The organism is Paenibacillus sp. SRL342 (genome assembly GCF_984798905.1).
Genome location: NZ_OZ481790.1, coordinates 6,889,656 through 6,905,998, shown reverse-complemented (window position 1 = coordinate 6,905,998; position 16,343 = coordinate 6,889,656). Strand labels below are relative to the sequence as shown.

15 protein-coding genes are annotated in these 16,343 nt (G+C 46.5%); 8 read left to right on the top strand and 7 right to left on the bottom strand.

Features of this window, described 5'->3' with window-relative positions:
• Positions 1-16: 16 nt before the first annotated feature.
• Positions 17-2,458, bottom strand: coding sequence for a nitrite reductase large subunit NirB (gene nirB / locus AC4E8D_RS30620; RefSeq protein WP_449003666.1), 2,442 nt, complete (start codon positions 2,456-2,458; stop codon positions 17-19).
• A 591-nt stretch (positions 2,459-3,049) separates the two neighbouring features.
• Here nirB and AC4E8D_RS30615 point away from each other — a divergent pair.
• Together AC4E8D_RS30615 and AC4E8D_RS30610 are read left to right on the top strand one after the other, a co-directional pair.
• Positions 3,050-3,643 carry an ANTAR domain-containing response regulator gene (locus AC4E8D_RS30615; protein WP_339180530.1) on the top strand — a complete coding sequence of 198 codons (594 nt, stop codon included), beginning with the start codon at positions 3,050-3,052 and terminating at the stop codon, positions 3,641-3,643.
• A gap of 18 nt (positions 3,644-3,661) precedes the next feature.
• A complete protein-coding gene (locus AC4E8D_RS30610) occupies positions 3,662-4,738 on the top strand; it encodes an anthranilate phosphoribosyltransferase (protein ID WP_490205647.1) in 1,077 nt (358 codons plus the stop codon).
• A 41-nt stretch (positions 4,739-4,779) separates the two neighbouring features.
• On the opposite strand, the gene AC4E8D_RS30605 is transcribed toward AC4E8D_RS30610, so the two are convergent.
• On the bottom strand, positions 4,780-5,292 hold the full coding sequence (locus AC4E8D_RS30605; protein WP_221820279.1) for an acyl-CoA thioesterase: 513 nt from the start codon (positions 5,290-5,292) through the stop codon (positions 4,780-4,782).
• A 210-nt stretch (positions 5,293-5,502) separates the two neighbouring features.
• Positions 5,503-6,126: an acetate uptake transporter gene (locus AC4E8D_RS30600; RefSeq protein WP_221819949.1), complete on the bottom strand. Its 624-nt coding sequence runs from the start codon at positions 6,124-6,126 to the stop codon at positions 5,503-5,505.
• Positions 6,127-6,562: 436 nt separating this feature from the next.
• Between AC4E8D_RS30600 and AC4E8D_RS30595 the strand changes: the two genes are divergently transcribed.
• Positions 6,563-6,739, top strand: coding sequence for an aspartyl-phosphate phosphatase Spo0E family protein (locus AC4E8D_RS30595; RefSeq protein ID WP_017691636.1), 177 nt, complete (start codon positions 6,563-6,565; stop codon positions 6,737-6,739).
• A gap of 173 nt (positions 6,740-6,912) precedes the next feature.
• Here AC4E8D_RS30595 and AC4E8D_RS30590 read toward each other — a convergent pair whose 3' ends face one another.
• Positions 6,913-7,842, bottom strand: coding sequence for a response regulator (locus tag AC4E8D_RS30590; protein WP_339308792.1), 930 nt, complete (start codon positions 7,840-7,842; stop codon positions 6,913-6,915).
• Between the two features lie 327 nt (positions 7,843-8,169).
• Here AC4E8D_RS30590 and AC4E8D_RS30585 point away from each other — a divergent pair, with 327 nt between their 5' ends.
• On the top strand, positions 8,170-9,606 hold the full coding sequence (locus AC4E8D_RS30585; protein WP_339306174.1) for an alanine/glycine:cation symporter family protein: 1,437 nt from the start codon (positions 8,170-8,172) through the stop codon (positions 9,604-9,606).
• Between the two features lie 147 nt (positions 9,607-9,753).
• Here the strand turns inward: AC4E8D_RS30585 and AC4E8D_RS30580 are convergent, their stop codons facing one another.
• Positions 9,754-10,212 (bottom strand): methyl-accepting chemotaxis protein, encoded by a 459-nt coding sequence (locus AC4E8D_RS30580; RefSeq protein ID WP_260632679.1) that lies wholly within the window; start codon positions 10,210-10,212, stop codon positions 9,754-9,756.
• Between the two features lie 666 nt (positions 10,213-10,878).
• On the opposite strand from AC4E8D_RS30580, the gene AC4E8D_RS30575 reads away from it, so the two are divergent.
• Positions 10,879-11,571: a Crp/Fnr family transcriptional regulator gene (locus tag AC4E8D_RS30575; RefSeq protein WP_339306172.1), complete on the top strand. Its 693-nt coding sequence runs from the start codon at positions 10,879-10,881 to the stop codon at positions 11,569-11,571.
• A gap of 136 nt (positions 11,572-11,707) precedes the next feature.
• Here the strand turns inward: AC4E8D_RS30575 and pepT are convergent, their stop codons facing one another.
• The gene (gene pepT, locus AC4E8D_RS30570) at positions 11,708-12,946 is read right to left on the bottom strand and encodes a peptidase T (protein ID WP_490205646.1); all 1,239 of its coding nucleotides are present in this window, start codon (positions 12,944-12,946) and stop codon (positions 11,708-11,710) included.
• A gap of 411 nt (positions 12,947-13,357) precedes the next feature.
• Between pepT and AC4E8D_RS30565 the strand changes: the two genes are divergently transcribed.
• Together AC4E8D_RS30565 and AC4E8D_RS30560 are read left to right on the top strand one after the other, a co-directional pair.
• Positions 13,358-13,549, top strand: a complete 192-nt coding sequence (locus AC4E8D_RS30565; RefSeq protein WP_017691642.1) for a tautomerase family protein — start codon at positions 13,358-13,360, stop codon at positions 13,547-13,549.
• Positions 13,550-13,597: 48 nt separating this feature from the next.
• The gene (locus tag AC4E8D_RS30560) at positions 13,598-14,632 is read left to right on the top strand and encodes an NADH:flavin oxidoreductase/NADH oxidase (protein WP_339306168.1); all 1,035 of its coding nucleotides are present in this window, start codon (positions 13,598-13,600) and stop codon (positions 14,630-14,632) included.
• A 265-nt stretch (positions 14,633-14,897) separates the two neighbouring features.
• Here AC4E8D_RS30560 and AC4E8D_RS30555 read toward each other — a convergent pair whose 3' ends face one another.
• Positions 14,898-15,665 carry a class I SAM-dependent methyltransferase gene (locus AC4E8D_RS30555; protein WP_221819924.1) on the bottom strand — a complete coding sequence of 256 codons (768 nt, stop codon included), beginning with the start codon at positions 15,663-15,665 and terminating at the stop codon, positions 14,898-14,900.
• Between the two features lie 233 nt (positions 15,666-15,898).
• Between AC4E8D_RS30555 and AC4E8D_RS30550 the strand changes: the two genes are divergently transcribed.
• Complete coding sequence (locus tag AC4E8D_RS30550; RefSeq protein WP_221819922.1) at positions 15,899-16,327, top strand: SRPBCC family protein; 429 nt, start codon at positions 15,899-15,901, stop codon at positions 16,325-16,327.
• Positions 16,328-16,343 lie beyond the last annotated feature (16 nt).

Here is a 16,343-nt window from a genome sequence, read left to right as displayed (position 1 = left end):
CGCTGTTCCTCCTCTTCTAGTGGGTTACCGGCTCGGCACCGGACAGTGGGGTGAAGTTTTTACGCAATTTCTCATCTTCAATGATTTCCTTCCAAGGATCAACCGTGTGACCCAGTGTAACTTCCAGACGTTCAACCAGAGCGAGACGTACATCCCGATCCGCCAATGCTTCCTTCACATGATCCAGACCAACCCGTTCAATCCATGCCGCTGTTCTCTCATTCCATTTTGCGTTCTCTCTATAGTACTGCAGGTAAGAGTAAGTCCACTCTTCCACTTCCGCATCGGTCTTCACCGTACAGAGCAACTCGGCTGCACGAACCTTGACTCCCGCGTTACCGCCAACATGAATCTCCCAAGCGCCATCAATGGCGACAACACCCAGATCTTTGATGGTCGCTTCAGCACAGTTCCGCGGACATCCCGAGACAGCGAGTTTCACTTTGGCTGGAGCTACCATCTTGTCGAGTTTTTTCTCCAGACGAATACCCATCTCAATGGAATCCTGTGTGCCGAATCGGCAGAACGTATTACCTACACAAGTCTTCACCGTACGAAGCGCTTTGCCATAACCAAAGCCGGAAGGCATATCGAGTTCCTCCCAGATCTTCGGCAGGTTCTCCTTCTGTACACCGAGCAGATCGAGTCGTTGTCCACCCGTGAATTTCACCAAAGGCACATCGTATTTCTCTGCAACAGTTGCAATTTTGATCAATTCCGCTGGAGAAGTAACACCACCATAGATCCGTGGAATAACGGAGTAGGTACCGTCCTTCTGGATGTTGGCATGATAGCGTTCATTGGTGAATTTGGATACACGCTCGTCTGTGTATTCAGCCGGCCAGATCATACCGAGATAATAGTTGAGGGAAGGACGGCACTTGGAGCAACCTTCCGGTTCATTCCACCCGAGAACATTCATGACTTCCTTCACGCTTTTGAGTCCCATCTCCTTGATCTGAGCAACAATCTCATCCCGATCATAGGACGTACAGCCACAGATGCCTTCTTTGGTCTGTTCGCCTACATTATCACCTGCGTAATACGTGAGCAGATTTTCGATAATCGGTTTGCATCCACCGCAAGAAGCGGAAGCTTTGGTACAGGACTTGATTGCACCCAGTGTATTACAGCCTTTATTCAGAACCGCGTCCCCGATGGAAGCTTTGGTAACACCGTTACAACCACAGACGATCTCGTCATCCGGCATACTCGCCATGCGTTCTGCGACAGATGGGCCCGAGGCCGAACCACCGGAAGGTACACCGAGCAAAATTTCTTTCTCCCGACCACTGATGTTCTCACCACTCTTAATGAGGGAAAATAGAGAAGCGCCATCTGTGGTATCCCCGAACAATACAGCTCCGATCAGCTGTCCGTCTTTGATCACCATCTTTTTGTACACACCATCGACGTCATCTTGAATACGAATGCTGCGAGTGTCTGCAGCGTCTTTGAATTGTCCGGCAGAGAATACGTCAACACCTGATACTTTCAGCTTGGTAGAAGTGACTGAACCTTCGTATCCTTCGGTTGCCGCGCCAGCCAGGCGTTTTGCGAGCACCATACCTTGTTCATATAATGGAGCTACCAGTCCGTAGGCAATACCGCGATGTTCTGCACATTCGCCAACGGCAGAGATGCCAGGGATGCTGGTATGCATATAATCATCTACAATGACTCCGCGATTCACATCGAGGCCGGTATTGCGAGCCAGTTCAATCTGCGGACGAATCCCGACAGCCATGACAACCAGATCCGCTTCAAGCACCGTTTGATCGGTGAAACGAATGGCTTTTACTCGATGTTTCCCTGTGATTTCTTCGGTATGTTTGTTCAAAAGGAACTTCATGCCCTGATCTTCAAGCTCACGCTGGAGCATCAGGCCTGCCGGCAAATCCAGGTTCCGGTCCATCAGATGGCCGTTAATATGGATAACCGTGACGTCCATGCCCAGATTAAGCAGTCCCCGCGCTGCTTCCAGTCCAAGCAATCCGCCTCCAATGACGGCAGCTTTACGATACTTTTGTGATGCTGCCATCATGGTCTCGCAGTCTTTAATATCGCGGAATCCGATCACGCCTTCCTTATTAGCGCCGGGAAGTGGCAGGATGAATGCCTGTGAACCTGTTGCCATAATCAGCTCATCATAGGTTGCACGTACACCATTTTGAGATACAACTTCTTTGCGCTCGGCATTGATCTGAACGACTGGGTCACCGGGGTATACCCGAATGCCGTTATCTTCGTACCAGCTCCACTCGTTGATTACGATATCTTCGATCGTTGTTCCGCCTGCCAGTACAGAAGATAGCATGATACGGTTGTAGTTGGGATGCGGCTCTGCGCCGAAGACTGTAATTTCATAAGCATGCGGAGCAAGCTTAAGGATATGTTCAATTGTGCGGATTCCCGCCATGCCATTACCGACCAGCACCAGTTTTTTCGTTGTACTCATTATGATTAGCCCCCTTAGGTCCATTCTGCAAACTGCCTCAAAACCTTGTCTCTAAAATCGAAAAAGCCTGTTATGCCTCGGAGGACTGCGCATATACATACGCATCCCTTGCTCCGAGATTGCAAAACAGGCTTCATTGCCATTTCAACCAGCTACGCCGTTGTAACTGTGATCGATTCAAATATGGAGTTGTTATGGCTTAACTATAAAAGATCGATCTAACCATGTCAAGATAGTTAACATAAAAAAAGTATTTGAAATTTAAAGTTAATTATGTTTACATGAGTTTATTGGAATATCAATGGGACGACGACGTTTTACAGATATACCTTCATAAGAATGAAGGATTTAGATAAAATTAGTATACCGGTTATGAATAAAACTGTAGAAAAGGTGCCATGGTCACTGTTTCACCCTTTTTTAGTGCAGGATGGCGAGGCATGAAGTGCTTATTAACATGTTGAATTCAGAACGTATAATCGTGACTATTTGGTTTTTGTCAGGTAACATGACACATTTATTGCTTTCATGTATTAACGCCTTAAATGTTATGGACTCTGACTATACGTAATAGGGAGGGATTGATCCATCATGCGATCTTTATTGGTCATCCGTGTACAACCAACGATAGCTGCCTCATCCGATGCAATCCCTCTGACACCGGAGAGGCTGCTGGGAGCAAACGGGTACCATGTACAAGTGGCAGGCAGTGAAACGGAGGTGCTGAAGCTAGCTCGTGAGGCGGAAGCATCCATTTTACACCTATCCCTGACTGATGTGGAATACTGGGGGAACTGCCTGGGAAAGGGGAAGTCGGATTCACCACTGCTTTGGTGGTGCGCGCCAGACACAGCCTCTTCCTCCGCAGAGTCCTGCGAGGTCGAAACCTCATTTGATGGAATACTTACGCCATCCATGACCGGGCCCGAGATTCACTGGACTCTTCACTTTGCAGCCCGACGTTACATGGAACGCAAACAGTGGGAGCAGGAACGGAAGCAATTGCAATCCAGGCTGGAAGATCGGAAGTGGATTGATATGGCGAAGGCTATCCTCAGTGATCTGAAGCAGATCTCGGAGGCCGAAGCCTATGACCTGTTACGCAAAAAAGCGATGGATGAACGCAAACGGATGGTCGATGTAGCTACAGCAATTGTGAAGGCCCATCAACTGCTCCAGTCTTAATTGGAAGGAGGATTCTCCATGGATATGTCTCAGATACTCCGAGAGGTCGGACGTGGGAAACGAGGCTCGCGTGATCTGAATTATACAGAAGCACTGACCGTTGCAGAGAAAATCCTGAAACAGGAGGTTTCCCCTGCCCAGACGGCTGCGTTTCTTATGGCTGAACGTATGAAAATGGAAAACGTCGAGGAGCTGGAAGCTTTTGTTCATGCTTGTCGTAACAGTGCGGAACGTTTCTCCGTATTTCAGGATGGATTGGACTGTGCGGGTCCTTATGATGGACGGACAAAGTCGTTCATGGCCACGTTTCCGGTTGCGTTTGTACTCGCGGCGGCCGGGTTGCCGGTGACTTTGCACGGAAGTGATCCTTTACCACCCAAGTGGGGCGTCACGTTGTCGGTACTGTTGAAGGAAGTGGGTATTGATACACACAAGATGGATCGGGAAGATGCCCGGAGCGCTGCATTGCGTTCGGGTGTCATGTACGTGTCCTCCGAGGATTGGTGCGCACCTCTTCGCAAGCTTCGTCCGTTACGGGAAGAGCTGGGTTTTCGAACGGTGTTTAACACAGCAGAGAAACTGATTGATTATAACCATTCACCGTATTTGGTGTTTGGTGTGTTTCATAATACCTTTCTGGATCGGATTGCGAAGTTGCTCACCCGGTTTAACTATCGTCGTGCTTATGTTGTACAGGGGATGGAAGGTTCTGAGGATCTGTATATTGATCGCCCAACCCGCGTATACGCCGTGGAAGACGGTGATATGAAGCTGGAATTGGTTGATCCAGCAGCCTATGAACTGGATATGCCCGTGCCGGAGCTCGTCTGGACGGCTACAAAGCAACTTGAAGTGGCGGAAAGTGTGTTAAGCGGTGAGGGTCATATTGCTTTTGTGAATCAGGTCTTGTTAAATGGAGGTTTTCGCTTGTACGTGGCGGGGCGTGTCAATTCCATCGAAGAGGGCATATACACTTGTCAGGGATTGCTGGAGAGTGGTGCAGCGTATCGCATCTATCAGCAGTGGTGTGTCTCCATGGGTGGCGAACTGCCGGATAACAGAGCGGTGTCCATCTATCCGGCATCGTCCAGATAATGTAATGCTGGTATTCAATCTTGTTATTGTTTAGCTTGTTTTTATTCCCAAGGATAAGTAACGGTCAGGAAGTCAGCGAATTTCTTGCTCTCTTGCCGCCGTTGTTTCCGCATGGCCGCACGATCCGGAGCGGTCTCGTATAATTTCTTTTCTTCTTCCGTCTCCGGAATAATGCGAGGCACGATCAGTTTGCGATTATTTTCGTCCAAGGCCACAAAGGTCAGAAATGCAGTTGCTGCAATTTTCTTCTCTCCGGTTTTCAGATCCTCTCGAATCACTTTCACAAAAATCTCCATGGAACTGCGTCCTGTCCAGGACGCGAACGATTCAAGCGTAACCGAATCCGTTGGGTTAATCGGGTACAGGAAATCCACCGAGTCAGTTGAGGCCGTTACGGTATTGACCCGGCATAGCTTGGAAGCGGCGATAGATGCAATATCATCGATGTAGGACATCAGCTTGCCGCCGAATAACGTATTATGATTGTTGACATCGGTTGGGAACACCCGTGCCGTCTTGAAACAACGTGTTTCGCGTACATATTTTTTCTCCACCTGATCCATCTCCGTGGGTTTCGGTATCTCTCTCATGCTTTTTCCTCCTTACAGTATGGCTGCTGTGACATTTCATTTCGGGTGTTGCAGGGTCTATTTTTGATCTGTTATCCCTAGTATAGGTGTCGGTTAGATACATATTCAAATGAAGTCAGACTGCAAAAAAACCGCCAGGCGCGGACCGGCGCGCTGGCGGTTAACTGCTGTATATTAAGCCTTAGGCTTGAAAATGCCGGACGGTTTGCCGATCGGCAAGAACGCATAACCGAAGTGAGCGTTCAGTACCGAAGCACCTGTACCATACAGGGACACAATTCCGATCGCCAGTTCAGCGTATGCTGCAATGGTGTGGAAAATGTGAGGAGCTACGCCGAAAGCGTCAAAGGTCAAGCCAAGGAACAGGAAGTCGATCAGAATGAAGATGATAAGCAATACTTTATTCGCTTCAATCGCACCGATTGTCATGAACAGGGTGAATACGAGGTATCCGGCAAAAGCAAATCCGAGCTGTTTGCCATCGGCCTGTTCAGCAAGCGTGGAGCCAAATACGCCCATTTTGATCATCCAGTTGGCCGCCATGGCAAACCAGAAGAATGCGTACGCGCCAAAAGCCGTTGTGCCAAAGGTATTGTTGCGTTTGGAATCTTGAATACATGCGAATAGCTGGGCAAAGGCACCCAGGAAGATCGCCCAAGGAATAGCGTAGCTAAGTCCATCCGTAATGCCAAGCTTTTGGGAAGAAGCGACCAGGGTTACGATAGCCAACCCAAATAATCCCATTGCGCTGGGATCGGCGTTAACAATTTTGACTTTAGTCTGTGAATCGGTCTGCATGGTGATGATTAAGCCTCCAATAATATCAAATCAGGATCAATGGCCGTCGTTGGCCGTCCTCTACATTACATCATTTGTATCCGCCGGGTCCGGACACACACATCGCCCTATTGTACCTGAATGACCCCATTATGGAAAGGGATTTTATTACCTTTTGAACCAATGTACTTTCTGTTTTTTCAATATACACATTTACGACACAATCCGTTCTGGCGGTGAACGATGAGGCCAGACGCTAGAATCCAACCCACGATAATACCACTAAAATTGCGTCATATCAGCCATTTTCGGATCAGCTCTTGTGTGATAAAATAATCTTTATCAAAATTTGGAGAAGAATACAAAACATCCTTGTCTCCTATGCCATATGTTAATCCAACTATAGATTGACAGGAAAAACTAAAATGGTTCACAGAATAAGGAGGTATCAGGGGTCATGGTTATGAGTTTGGATTTGAAAAATAAAATAGAGAAGGCCAGACATAACCTTCATATGCTGGTAGAGCATAACAAGGGTGGTCTTGGGCATCCCGATGTGATTCGGCAGTCTATGGCATTGGACGAATTGATTAATGAGTATAACCGAATTAGCCGAAACCATTCACGGGCCTGAACCCAAAGCGATTTTGATTTTATACACGAAACAAATCATATAGATTGTAACGCTTGATCGTACAGACGGGCATGAATATAGCCGGTATGGACAGCCTCAGTTGATGAGGCGGTATCCTACCGGCGTAATATTCATGCCCGTTTGTTTTGGCATTGTATCCATCATGCATCTGTTTAATGCAGCAATCGTTTGGCTTCCAAATATAGGACCTGCACGAACTTTTTTGTATTAATGCGTGTCTGGGACAAGGAAGGCTCCACATTGTTTTGCAGCTCCAGCATTTTCTTGCGAATTTCGGTGAAATCGAAAAATTTGGATGCATAGTTCTCGAATTTGGGATGTGTATAATCTGTTAATCCCAGAGAAACCACATGGCTCAGAGTCTGGAAGATGGCTCTGCGAACACGTTGTTCCGATGCCTTGATCTCCTTGTTCACCTCTGCGAGAGAGGCGTCTTCTCCCAGTTTACGTATCGCTACATTCTGGAAGATGTCTTTGAGGGATGGGAACGTATAGGGGGACAGCTTATGCTCATCTGTCTCTACCTGCTCCAGATATTCCAGCATGTCCAGCAGATCCCTGCTGCCTGCTTCGCCGATCATGCCCATCTCGGACAGCAGGAAATGTCCTGCAGTCGTAATTGTTTTGTCCGGAACAGGAGCCGCAGCACGTTCGCTAGAATTCAAACCGGACAATCCCTGCAATGTCCGCTGAATATCAGCGATGGATTGCTGCATCCGAAGCCTTTCGTTCACCAGCCGCAGAACAGATAGAATCTCTAACCGGTTAATCGGCTTCGTAATATAATATTCAATGCCTAGTGAATAGGCTTCTCCGATCATATTTTTCGACTCGATCTGGGAGATCATGACGATCTTGCCCTCGAACCTTCCTTCAAGCGCCCGCACAGTCTGGACCCCGTCTCGTTGTGGCATCAGCAGATCAATCAGCAGGATATCCACCTTATGCAGTTCCAACACTTCCGCGTGAATATGTGCTCCGTCCTCAGCTTCCCCGGCAATATCGCCAAGGCCTTCATCCTCAATAATATCCATCAACATGGAACGAACGCCGGGATCATCATCCACGATAAAATAACGCATGTCAGTCATTCCCTTTCTCTGCGAATGGTGTGATTGATAAATCTATGGTAAAGGGGGTTAACTCCGCCATGAACTCTCGTTCCAGTGTAATCGTTCCTTTCCTTCTTGCATAGAACCTGATATGTCAGGTTAAATGACAATGATTGGGCGATAAAGCCCATTTTTAAAATAAATGTAGGAATTGCATGTAGGTATTTGTCGATTTCCGTAGATGTCCTTGTAATATAAGTAACATCCTGAAGTCTGGGGCTAGTGTTGTGCAGAATGGTACAAACTTTTCACGTGACCATCTCTGTGTTTGAAATACACCATAAAAGGGGCATACCGATGGAGCAAACAATACAAGATATTGTCGTCATTTTCAATGATTTTCTATGGTCCAAAGTGTTAATTATACTATTGGTAATATGTGGTATATACTTCACCACCAAGACCCGATTCATGCAATTCCGCATGATTGGAGACATGGTGAAGGTGCTTCTAGAGCCGAAAAGCAAGGTACCAGGAAAAATTTCACCTTTTCAGGCGTTCTGTATTAGTATGGCGGCCCGTGTAGGTACGGGGAATATTACCGGTATTGCACTGGCTATCGCACTGGGTGGACCTGGGGCTATATTCTGGATGTGGATCATTGCAATTATCGGGTCAGCCTCCAGTTTTGTGGAGAGTACGTTGGCTCAGATCTATAAAGTGAAAGATAAGGGCGGATTCCGCGGGGGTCCGGCATATTATATGGAACGTGGGTTGGGCAAACGCTGGATGGGGATTTTATTTGCCATTCTCATCACGCTTTCATTCGGTTTGGTTTTCAATGCGGTGCAGTCTAACACGATTACCGTTGCATTTGAGAACTCATTTGGCACGGATCGGTTAACGGTGGGTATCATTATGGCTGTGATATTTGCAGGAATTATCATGGGCGGTGTCAAGCGGATTGCAAAAGCATCGGAATACATCGTTGTTGTACTGGCCGTATTGTACATTGGGGTAGCGGCTTTTGTGGTGCTGGCGAACATTACCCAGCTTCCGGCCATGATTGCCTTGATCGTCAAAAATGCCTTCGGCATCGAACAAGTGGCTGGAGGAACGTTAGGTGCTGCACTGATGAACGGTGTGAAACGCGGATTGTTCTCCAATGAGGCGGGCATGGGTAGCGCCCCGAATGCTGCTGCAACGGCGGATGCAACACATCCGGTGAAACAGGGACTTATTCAGGCGTTTGGCGTGCTGACAGATACGTTAGTGATATGTACAAGCACAGCCATGATTATTTTGCTATCCGGGGTATACAAAGGTTCCAATCTAGGTGGCATTGAGTTAACTCAGGCTGCATTAAGTGTACATATTGGTCCATGGGCATCAGGATTCCTGGCGGTTATGGTGTTCCTGTTTGCTTTCAGTACACTAATCGGAAATTATTACTACGGAGAAACCAACATTGAGTTTATCAAATCCAACAAAGTTTGGCTGTGGGTATACCGCATTTGCGTTATCGCGATGGTGGTGTTTGGTGCGGTAGCCAAAGTGCAGCTGGTATGGGATTTAGCAGACTTGTTCATGGGGCTCATGGTTGTTGTGAATTTGATTGCTATTCTGATGCTGTCCAAGGTGACTTTTGAAGCGTTGAAGGACTACAAGAAACAAAAGGCTGAAGGACGTGATCCCGTCTTTACGCGGGACCGCATTCATATTCCGGGTGAAGTGGAATGCTGGCAGTCGGAAGAAGAAGTTATAGGAGATAAATCAAAACATGTAACCAATTAAGATTTTATCTGAACGTAGTTGGTTATATAAAATGGGCACAACAAACAACAGGACTTGGATTATCCATCATGGGCAACCCGAGTCCTGTTTGTTGCATATAAAATATATCTTTGCACTAGCCAAAGTTCATCAAAAGATATGTTTTGGTTAATTTTTAACGGAATAGCTGATCAGTTGTTCGGACAGAACTTTCATTCGCTCCCCTGTTTCATTAAGCTGCTCAATCACATCCGTAAAGGAGGATACAAGCGTTGCTTGTTCCTGTGAAGAGGCTGCAATCTGGGAGACTTCAACTTCCATCTGTTTGATGACCTGTTGTACATCTCTCAGACTGGTATCGATATCACTTGTAGCTTGTTTGGCATCCACAGAGAGTTTGCGTACTTCGGAAGCAACCACACCGAAACCAGCACCAGCTTCACCAACGCGAGCGGCTTCAATAGCGGCATTCAGGCCAAGCAAGTTGGTTTGCTCAGAGATTTCACGAATGAACCCGGCTACTTTGTTGATTTGGGAAGAGTTCTGAACAGCAAGTCTTGTGTTCTGCAAGATCTGCTCACTGGTTGCTTGCAATTCTTCAGCATGAGCAGCGACATGTTGCACCATATCAACGAGGTTACCATTGATGGTTTGATTTTCTTGTATAATATCCTCAAGTTGGTTCTGGTTAGATTGGTCGTAAGATACACAGAAAACAGCAACAACTTTCTGGTGATCATCAAAGATCGGAATGTTCAAAATATCCAGTTCGATACCATAAACGTCCTTGGAGAGAGTAGCGAGAGTAGCTTCTCTTCCATTTTTTAAGATGGAAAAGTTTTGATACGATTCCAAGAGTGGCATTCCTTTTTCAAAACCAAGGTCAAACTTGTCGGTGGTAATAACCTCCAATACCTTTTCGTGATCATATACAGTTAAACTAGCTGGTTCTCTAAGGATCAGGCTGATATAAGGCATTACTTTAAGCAGGGCATCTACAACGTTCATGGAAGAGGACCATCCTTTCAATATTTGAATGTATTATTTTTAACGATCTCTATGGAATGCTCTATCTTTCATCGGACGGTAATGGCCTTTCGTGAACGGCATTTTGCATGAAAGAATGAACATTTTATGATTAAATTTTAAAATATTTCCCATTTGAAATGATTTACTGGATATAAGTGTTAGCTGTAACTATTTTTATATCAAGATATTTGTACGAATGTATATCAATTATGGGACATATGTCCTTTTGCATGCGTTATATACGACAACGGAGGGGAAGTCGGAATGAAAGAAATTATGGACTTTGGACTTGTGCGGCAACTCGCCCGAGAGAATGGGTTGGATCAGGTGCTGGACAAGCCTGCACTTGCTGAGTTGCGACTACTTGAAGCTGCGAAGGGCGAGATGATATGTGCCAAAGGTGAGCGACCGGAGCGATTGTATTTTCTCGTGCAGGGCAAGCTCAAGATCTATACCACCCTGCCTAACGGGAAGTCTCTGTTGCTTCGTTTCAGTACACCACTTGCGCTCGTGGGAGATTTGGAACTGATAAATGGCAAGGAGGCTATGAATACGGTAGAGTCTGTGAGCAGAAGCCTGCTGCTGGGTATCAGCTATCGCGCGCTCCAGAATACGTATGCAGAGAACCCTAGGTTTCTCCACTTTATGCTGAGTCAAGTTACGCATAAATTGTACACCTTTTCCAACCTGTCAAGTCTGAATATGTTATATCCGGTCGAAAGCCGATTTGCCAGCTATCTGTTGTCCACCATGGGCCAGGAGGAGTCCTCTTCAGAAGAGATCCAGACCTCCAAGCTCACCGAACTGGCAGATATGCTGGGCACCAGCTATAGACATCTTAATAGAGTCGTTCAAGATCTGTGTAATCGAGATATTATTCTCAAAGTGCAGCGAAAGCTAGTGATCTGTGATCTGGAACAGTTGCGTGTCATCGCGGGAGGCAATATATATGAGTGATGGCATTTTAAAATAAAGACCAAGCCTGTATATCTATGCGACATGACGCGACACATTAAATTACAATACGGTATAACAAAGAGCACCCTCCCGAATATACCGAGGGGTGCTCTTTTTGCTATACACTTCAAGTGGATTAGATATCTCCGCGTTGTTCGAACAATTGAGCGATCTCTACAATGACACGGGTGGCCTTCACCATATTGTCTACCGATACATATTCGAATTTGCCGTGGTAGTTCTCACCACCAGTGAAGATATTTGGTGTTGGCATACCCATATAGGATAGCTGGGAACCGTCTGTTCCTCCCCGGATGGGGCGAATAACAGGTTCGATGTCCAGTCGGGTCATGGCTTCATGGGCAATGTCGACGATCTGGCGTACGGGTTCAATTTTCTCACGCATGTTATAGTACTGGTCATTCAATTCAACTGTGATGCTTTTCTCTCCATACTTGGTCTTCAGTTCGTTTGCGATTTGGAGCAGATTTGTTTTGCGTTCTTCAAACTTCGCCCGGTCGAAATCACGGATGATGTAGCTCATCTTTGTTAGCTCAACATCACCCTCCAGAGACAACAGATGATAGAACCCATCATAACCGTCCGTGAATTCAGGAGCTTCCTCCACAGGCAGGCGTCGATTCAATTCCATCGCAATTTTCAGGGAGTTCACCATCTTATCCTTCGCTGTTCCGGGATGTACATTGGTGCCTCGTACGGTAATTTTGGCGGCAGCTGCGTTAAAGCTCTCGTATTCCAGCTCACCAAGTGGTCCACCGTCGACTGTGTACGCATATTTGGCTCCAAAAGCAGCTACATCGAACTTGTGCGGTCCACGGCCAATCTCTTCATCGGGGGTAAAAGCAACCCGAATCTTACCGTGTTTCACTTCCGGGTGTTCAATCAGATAAGCCATCGCCGTCATGATCTCGGCAATGCCTGCTTTATTATCTGCACCAAGCAATGTTGTACCATCGGTTGTGATCAGGGTGTGGCCTTTATACTCGTGCAGTTCCGGAAAATCCTTGTTGGACAGTACTACATCCAGTTCCGAGTTCAGCACAATGTCAGCACCGTCATAGTTATCGATAACCTGTGGTTTGACATTTTTGCCAGTAAAGTCGGTCGCTGTATCGAGGTGAGCCAGGAAACCAATTACGGGAACATCCTTGTCGGTATTGGATGGCAGTGTAGCCATGACATAACTGTTCTCATCCATCGTCACATCTTGCAGACCAATGGAGTTACATTCTTCAACGAGCAGTTTGCCCAAGGCCAGTTGGCCGGGTGTGGAAGGGCATGTCTCGCTATTTTCATCGGATTGGGTATCCATCTGAACATAAGTACTCAGTCTTTGAATTAATATATCTTTCATCTATTATCGCTCCCTAGCTTGAGTAGTATATAAGTTGAGCTACTTATTTTACACTGATCCACTACGATGCCAGAATAACCTTCTGATCGCTGTTATCCCCAGATTTTTTGATCCACTTTTACAAAGGTGAAAATCTGAGGATAAAGGCGAACGCTCCGCTTCTACAGGTTATTTCTGCCCTCTCCGTTATCGTGTAACCGTTAGTCACAACTTATGTAAATTGGGTATAGTAATTATTGTGGTTCTCTACGGTTATCATATCATGTTTTGCAGTCATTTCCAGAATGGGGCAGAACCGAAATATGAGGATTTCTAGGTATCAAAAAGGGTACTAGGTCACAAAAATGTACGTACTTGTATTTCTGTAACTGAGGTTCATAATAAATGATGAAGAAAGGATGAGTTCTAGACATGCCATTTATCACGGTTAAAGTACTGGAAGGCAAGTCGGTTGAGCAGAAACGTCAGTTGATTGAACGTATGACTCAGGTGGCTTGTGAGACACTGGATGTTGATCCGAGCAAAGTCTTTATCTTCATTGAGGATTTGGAGAAGGACAATTACGGCAAGAACGGAAAACTGTTTTCGGACTTAGACAAATAAGTAAGGCTTCATATATATCATGATCATGGAACAGGAGATGTAATATTAATGACTGAACAATTATTTTCCCCTTATCAATTCAAGAGTCTGCAATTAAATAACCGTGTCGTCATGGCACCCATGTGCCAATATTCCGTGACGGCGAAGGACGGCATTCCGAACGATTGGCATCAGGTTCACTATGTGAGCCGTGCGGTTGGAGGAACAGGACTGATTGTAATCGAGATGACCGATGTAGATCCGGATGGACGTATTACCGATAATGACTTGGGTATATGGTCAGATGAGCATGTGCCTGCCTTCACCAAACTTGTAGACGGAATCCATGCCTACGGCTCCAAAGTAGCTATTCAGATCGCACATGCAGGACGAAAAGCAGAGGATGCTCCGCAGCCGGTTGCCCCATCGGTAGTTACATTCCCGGGAGAAAAGTACAAGGAACCACGCGCGTTAAGTACCGAAGAGGTAGAAGCCATGGTGCAGAAGTTTGCAGACGGTGTTCGCCGCGCAGTACAGGCTGGCGTAGATACCATTGAACTGCACGGTGCACATGGATATCTGATCCACCAGTTCCATTCCCCGCTGATGAACCAACGTGAGGATGTATATGGGCAGGATCTGTCCCGTTTTGGCGTAGAAGTCATTCGTGCAGTGAAAAAAGAAATGCCAGCAGATATGCCGCTGATTTTGCGGATTTCAGCTGTAGAATACGCGGATGGTGGATACGACATCGACCACACCATCAATATCGCTCGTGCCTACCAAGATGCAGGCGTGGACATGTTCCATATCAGTTCAGGCGGCGAAGGACCTTCCGGTCAGCGGAAACCAGGGAACTATCCAGGGTATCAGGTACCATTTGCCCGTCGCTTCCGTGAAGAGCTGAACGTTCCTGTAATCGCAGTGGGTATGCTGGAGGATGCAGCATTGGCTCAGGCGGTGATTGGCAACGGCGATGCGGATCTGGTTGCTGTTGGCAGAGGTATGCTGCGTGACCCTTACTGGGCAAACCATGCTGCTCTGGAACTGGGCGTCAGCAAGGATCAAGCTGCGATTGCAGAGCAATATTCTCGTGGATACTAATTTGCTCTAAATTGTATTTACACTTGCCACTCCGATGACAGAATAACTTTCCGATCTGAGGATAAAGGCGAAGTGTATGCTTTCGATGTAGCTTTCTTGCAGAAAGCTTGTAGCTTAGCTTCTTCAAGTTATTTCTGTCCTCTTCGTTTTCGTGTAAATGTTATTGCAAATTTTATATAGTAAAAAAAGGCCACAGCATGGGTTAAACCTCATGCTGTGGCCTGATTTTGGATATTGAGAAGCATATCCATCCAATTACGGATGGCTACGCTCTTCGAGTCGCTTCATAGACGAATTTTTGATTCGACTGCGTGGGTGGTTGATCCGGGTTAAAGTCGGCGTACACTTTAATGTCAGAGAAACCAATGTGTTCGAGAATTAGGCGTAACTCTTCTATGCCGTACCAACGTAGGGTGAGTTGTTGCAGCTCCGTAGCAACAAGAGCACCCTGATGCCATTGTTCGTAGCGAATCAGACTTACCTTATATTGGTGTAGAAGGTTCACTTCAATGGTTTTCACTTCTACAGTGATCGTATCACCATCGGGTAATGAAACGGTTGATGTTTCTACAGAAGAGGGTTGTGTCACATCGGGCAGAAACAGATCAAACACGAGCTTGCCGCCAGGTTCCAAATGCTGAAATAGATTACGTAATACGTTAATCGACGCCTGTCTGTCTGGGATGAGGAGCAGAGAACCTCCGGGAATGATAATTGCCTCGTATCGATATGGAAGGTCAAGCTTCTCCAGATCGGCAACGAACAGCTCAGGCATGGGTAATGCCCGCTCCATACAACGAGAACGGCAGGAGTCAATCATATCCATTGAATAATCAATTCCATCCACCTTCAAGCCTGCTTCAAGCAAAGGAATGAGCACTCGGCCTGATCCCGACATGGCTTCAAGGATACGTCCTTTGCAGCGCTGAAGATAATGGCGATAGAATTCAATGTCTCCTCCCAAGGAGTGTCCCACAGGTTTTGTTAGATCATAAACGGTGGTGCATAATGGACCGTAATAACTGAATGACATAGTATAGGTGTCCCCCACATTTTGATATAATGAATTGCAAACGTGAAAGGGAACTCGTTAAGATTATCCCTTCCGGCAACGGTTGGAAATGGATTTTTCAGAGCAGACTATCATAGGATTCACGCACCTTTTATGGAATATGTTCCAATTATAGGGTGGGGATAAAGTGGAGGTCAACTTCTATTCGGGTAGTTATACGAAATGGAAATGAAATGTATAAGGAGGTGATTCGAATGGATTCATCATCAAGTTCATCAAGTGCACTGCCAGATATCCGGCAGGAACTGGTACTCCATGCACCTGTAGATAAGGTGTGGGAAAAGGTCTCGACCGAGCAGGGACTGAAAACCTGGTTCATGCCAGGCAATCTGGAACCCGTGGAAGGTCACGAGTTTATATTGGAAGCAGGCCCCTTCGGCCAATCACCATGTCAGGTGACGGAAGTTCATCCGCTGCACAAGCTGTCCTTCCGCTGGGGTAAGGACTGGACGTTGACGTTCCAACTGAATGAACAGCCCGAAGGTACGGATTTCACGCTGATTCACAGCGGTTGGGATGCGGATAAACTGACCGAGTTTGGACAGGCCCACGCTATCGTACGCGAACGTATGGAACAGGGATGGGCCGGAATCGTTCAGAAGCTTGCCCAAGTTGTTAAATAAATCTTCATTCAATCAC

What these genes read in the sequence shown, in the direction of transcription:
- pepT (WP_490205646.1), bottom strand. Translation starts at nt 12,946, where the DNA reads ATGAAAGATATATTAATTCAAAGACTGAGTACTTATGTTCAGATGGAT.
- AC4E8D_RS30590 (WP_339308792.1), bottom strand. Translation starts at nt 7,842, where the DNA reads ATGCGTTATTTTATCGTGGATGATGATCCCGGCGTTCGTTCCATGTTG.
- nirB (WP_449003666.1), bottom strand. Translation starts at nt 2,458, where the DNA reads ATGAGTACAACGAAAAAACTGGTGCTGGTCGGTAATGGCATGGCGGGA.
- AC4E8D_RS30550 (WP_221819922.1), top strand. Translation starts at nt 15,899, where the DNA reads ATGGATTCATCATCAAGTTCATCAAGTGCACTGCCAGATATCCGGCAG.
- AC4E8D_RS30615 (WP_339180530.1), top strand. Translation starts at nt 3,050, where the DNA reads ATGCGATCTTTATTGGTCATCCGTGTACAACCAACGATAGCTGCCTCA.
- AC4E8D_RS30580 (WP_260632679.1), bottom strand. Translation starts at nt 10,212, where the DNA reads ATGGTGCAACATGTCGCTGCTCATGCTGAAGAATTGCAAGCAACCAGT.
- AC4E8D_RS30565 (WP_017691642.1), top strand. Translation starts at nt 13,358, where the DNA reads ATGCCATTTATCACGGTTAAAGTACTGGAAGGCAAGTCGGTTGAGCAG.
- AC4E8D_RS30575 (WP_339306172.1), top strand. Translation starts at nt 10,879, where the DNA reads ATGAAAGAAATTATGGACTTTGGACTTGTGCGGCAACTCGCCCGAGAG.
- AC4E8D_RS30610 (WP_490205647.1), top strand. Translation starts at nt 3,662, where the DNA reads ATGGATATGTCTCAGATACTCCGAGAGGTCGGACGTGGGAAACGAGGC.
- AC4E8D_RS30595 (WP_017691636.1), top strand. Translation starts at nt 6,563, where the DNA reads ATGGTTATGAGTTTGGATTTGAAAAATAAAATAGAGAAGGCCAGACAT.
- AC4E8D_RS30585 (WP_339306174.1), top strand. Translation starts at nt 8,170, where the DNA reads ATGGAGCAAACAATACAAGATATTGTCGTCATTTTCAATGATTTTCTA.
- AC4E8D_RS30555 (WP_221819924.1), bottom strand. Translation starts at nt 15,665, where the DNA reads ATGTCATTCAGTTATTACGGTCCATTATGCACCACCGTTTATGATCTA.
- AC4E8D_RS30560 (WP_339306168.1), top strand. Translation starts at nt 13,598, where the DNA reads ATGACTGAACAATTATTTTCCCCTTATCAATTCAAGAGTCTGCAATTA.
- AC4E8D_RS30600 (WP_221819949.1), bottom strand. Translation starts at nt 6,126, where the DNA reads ATGCAGACCGATTCACAGACTAAAGTCAAAATTGTTAACGCCGATCCC.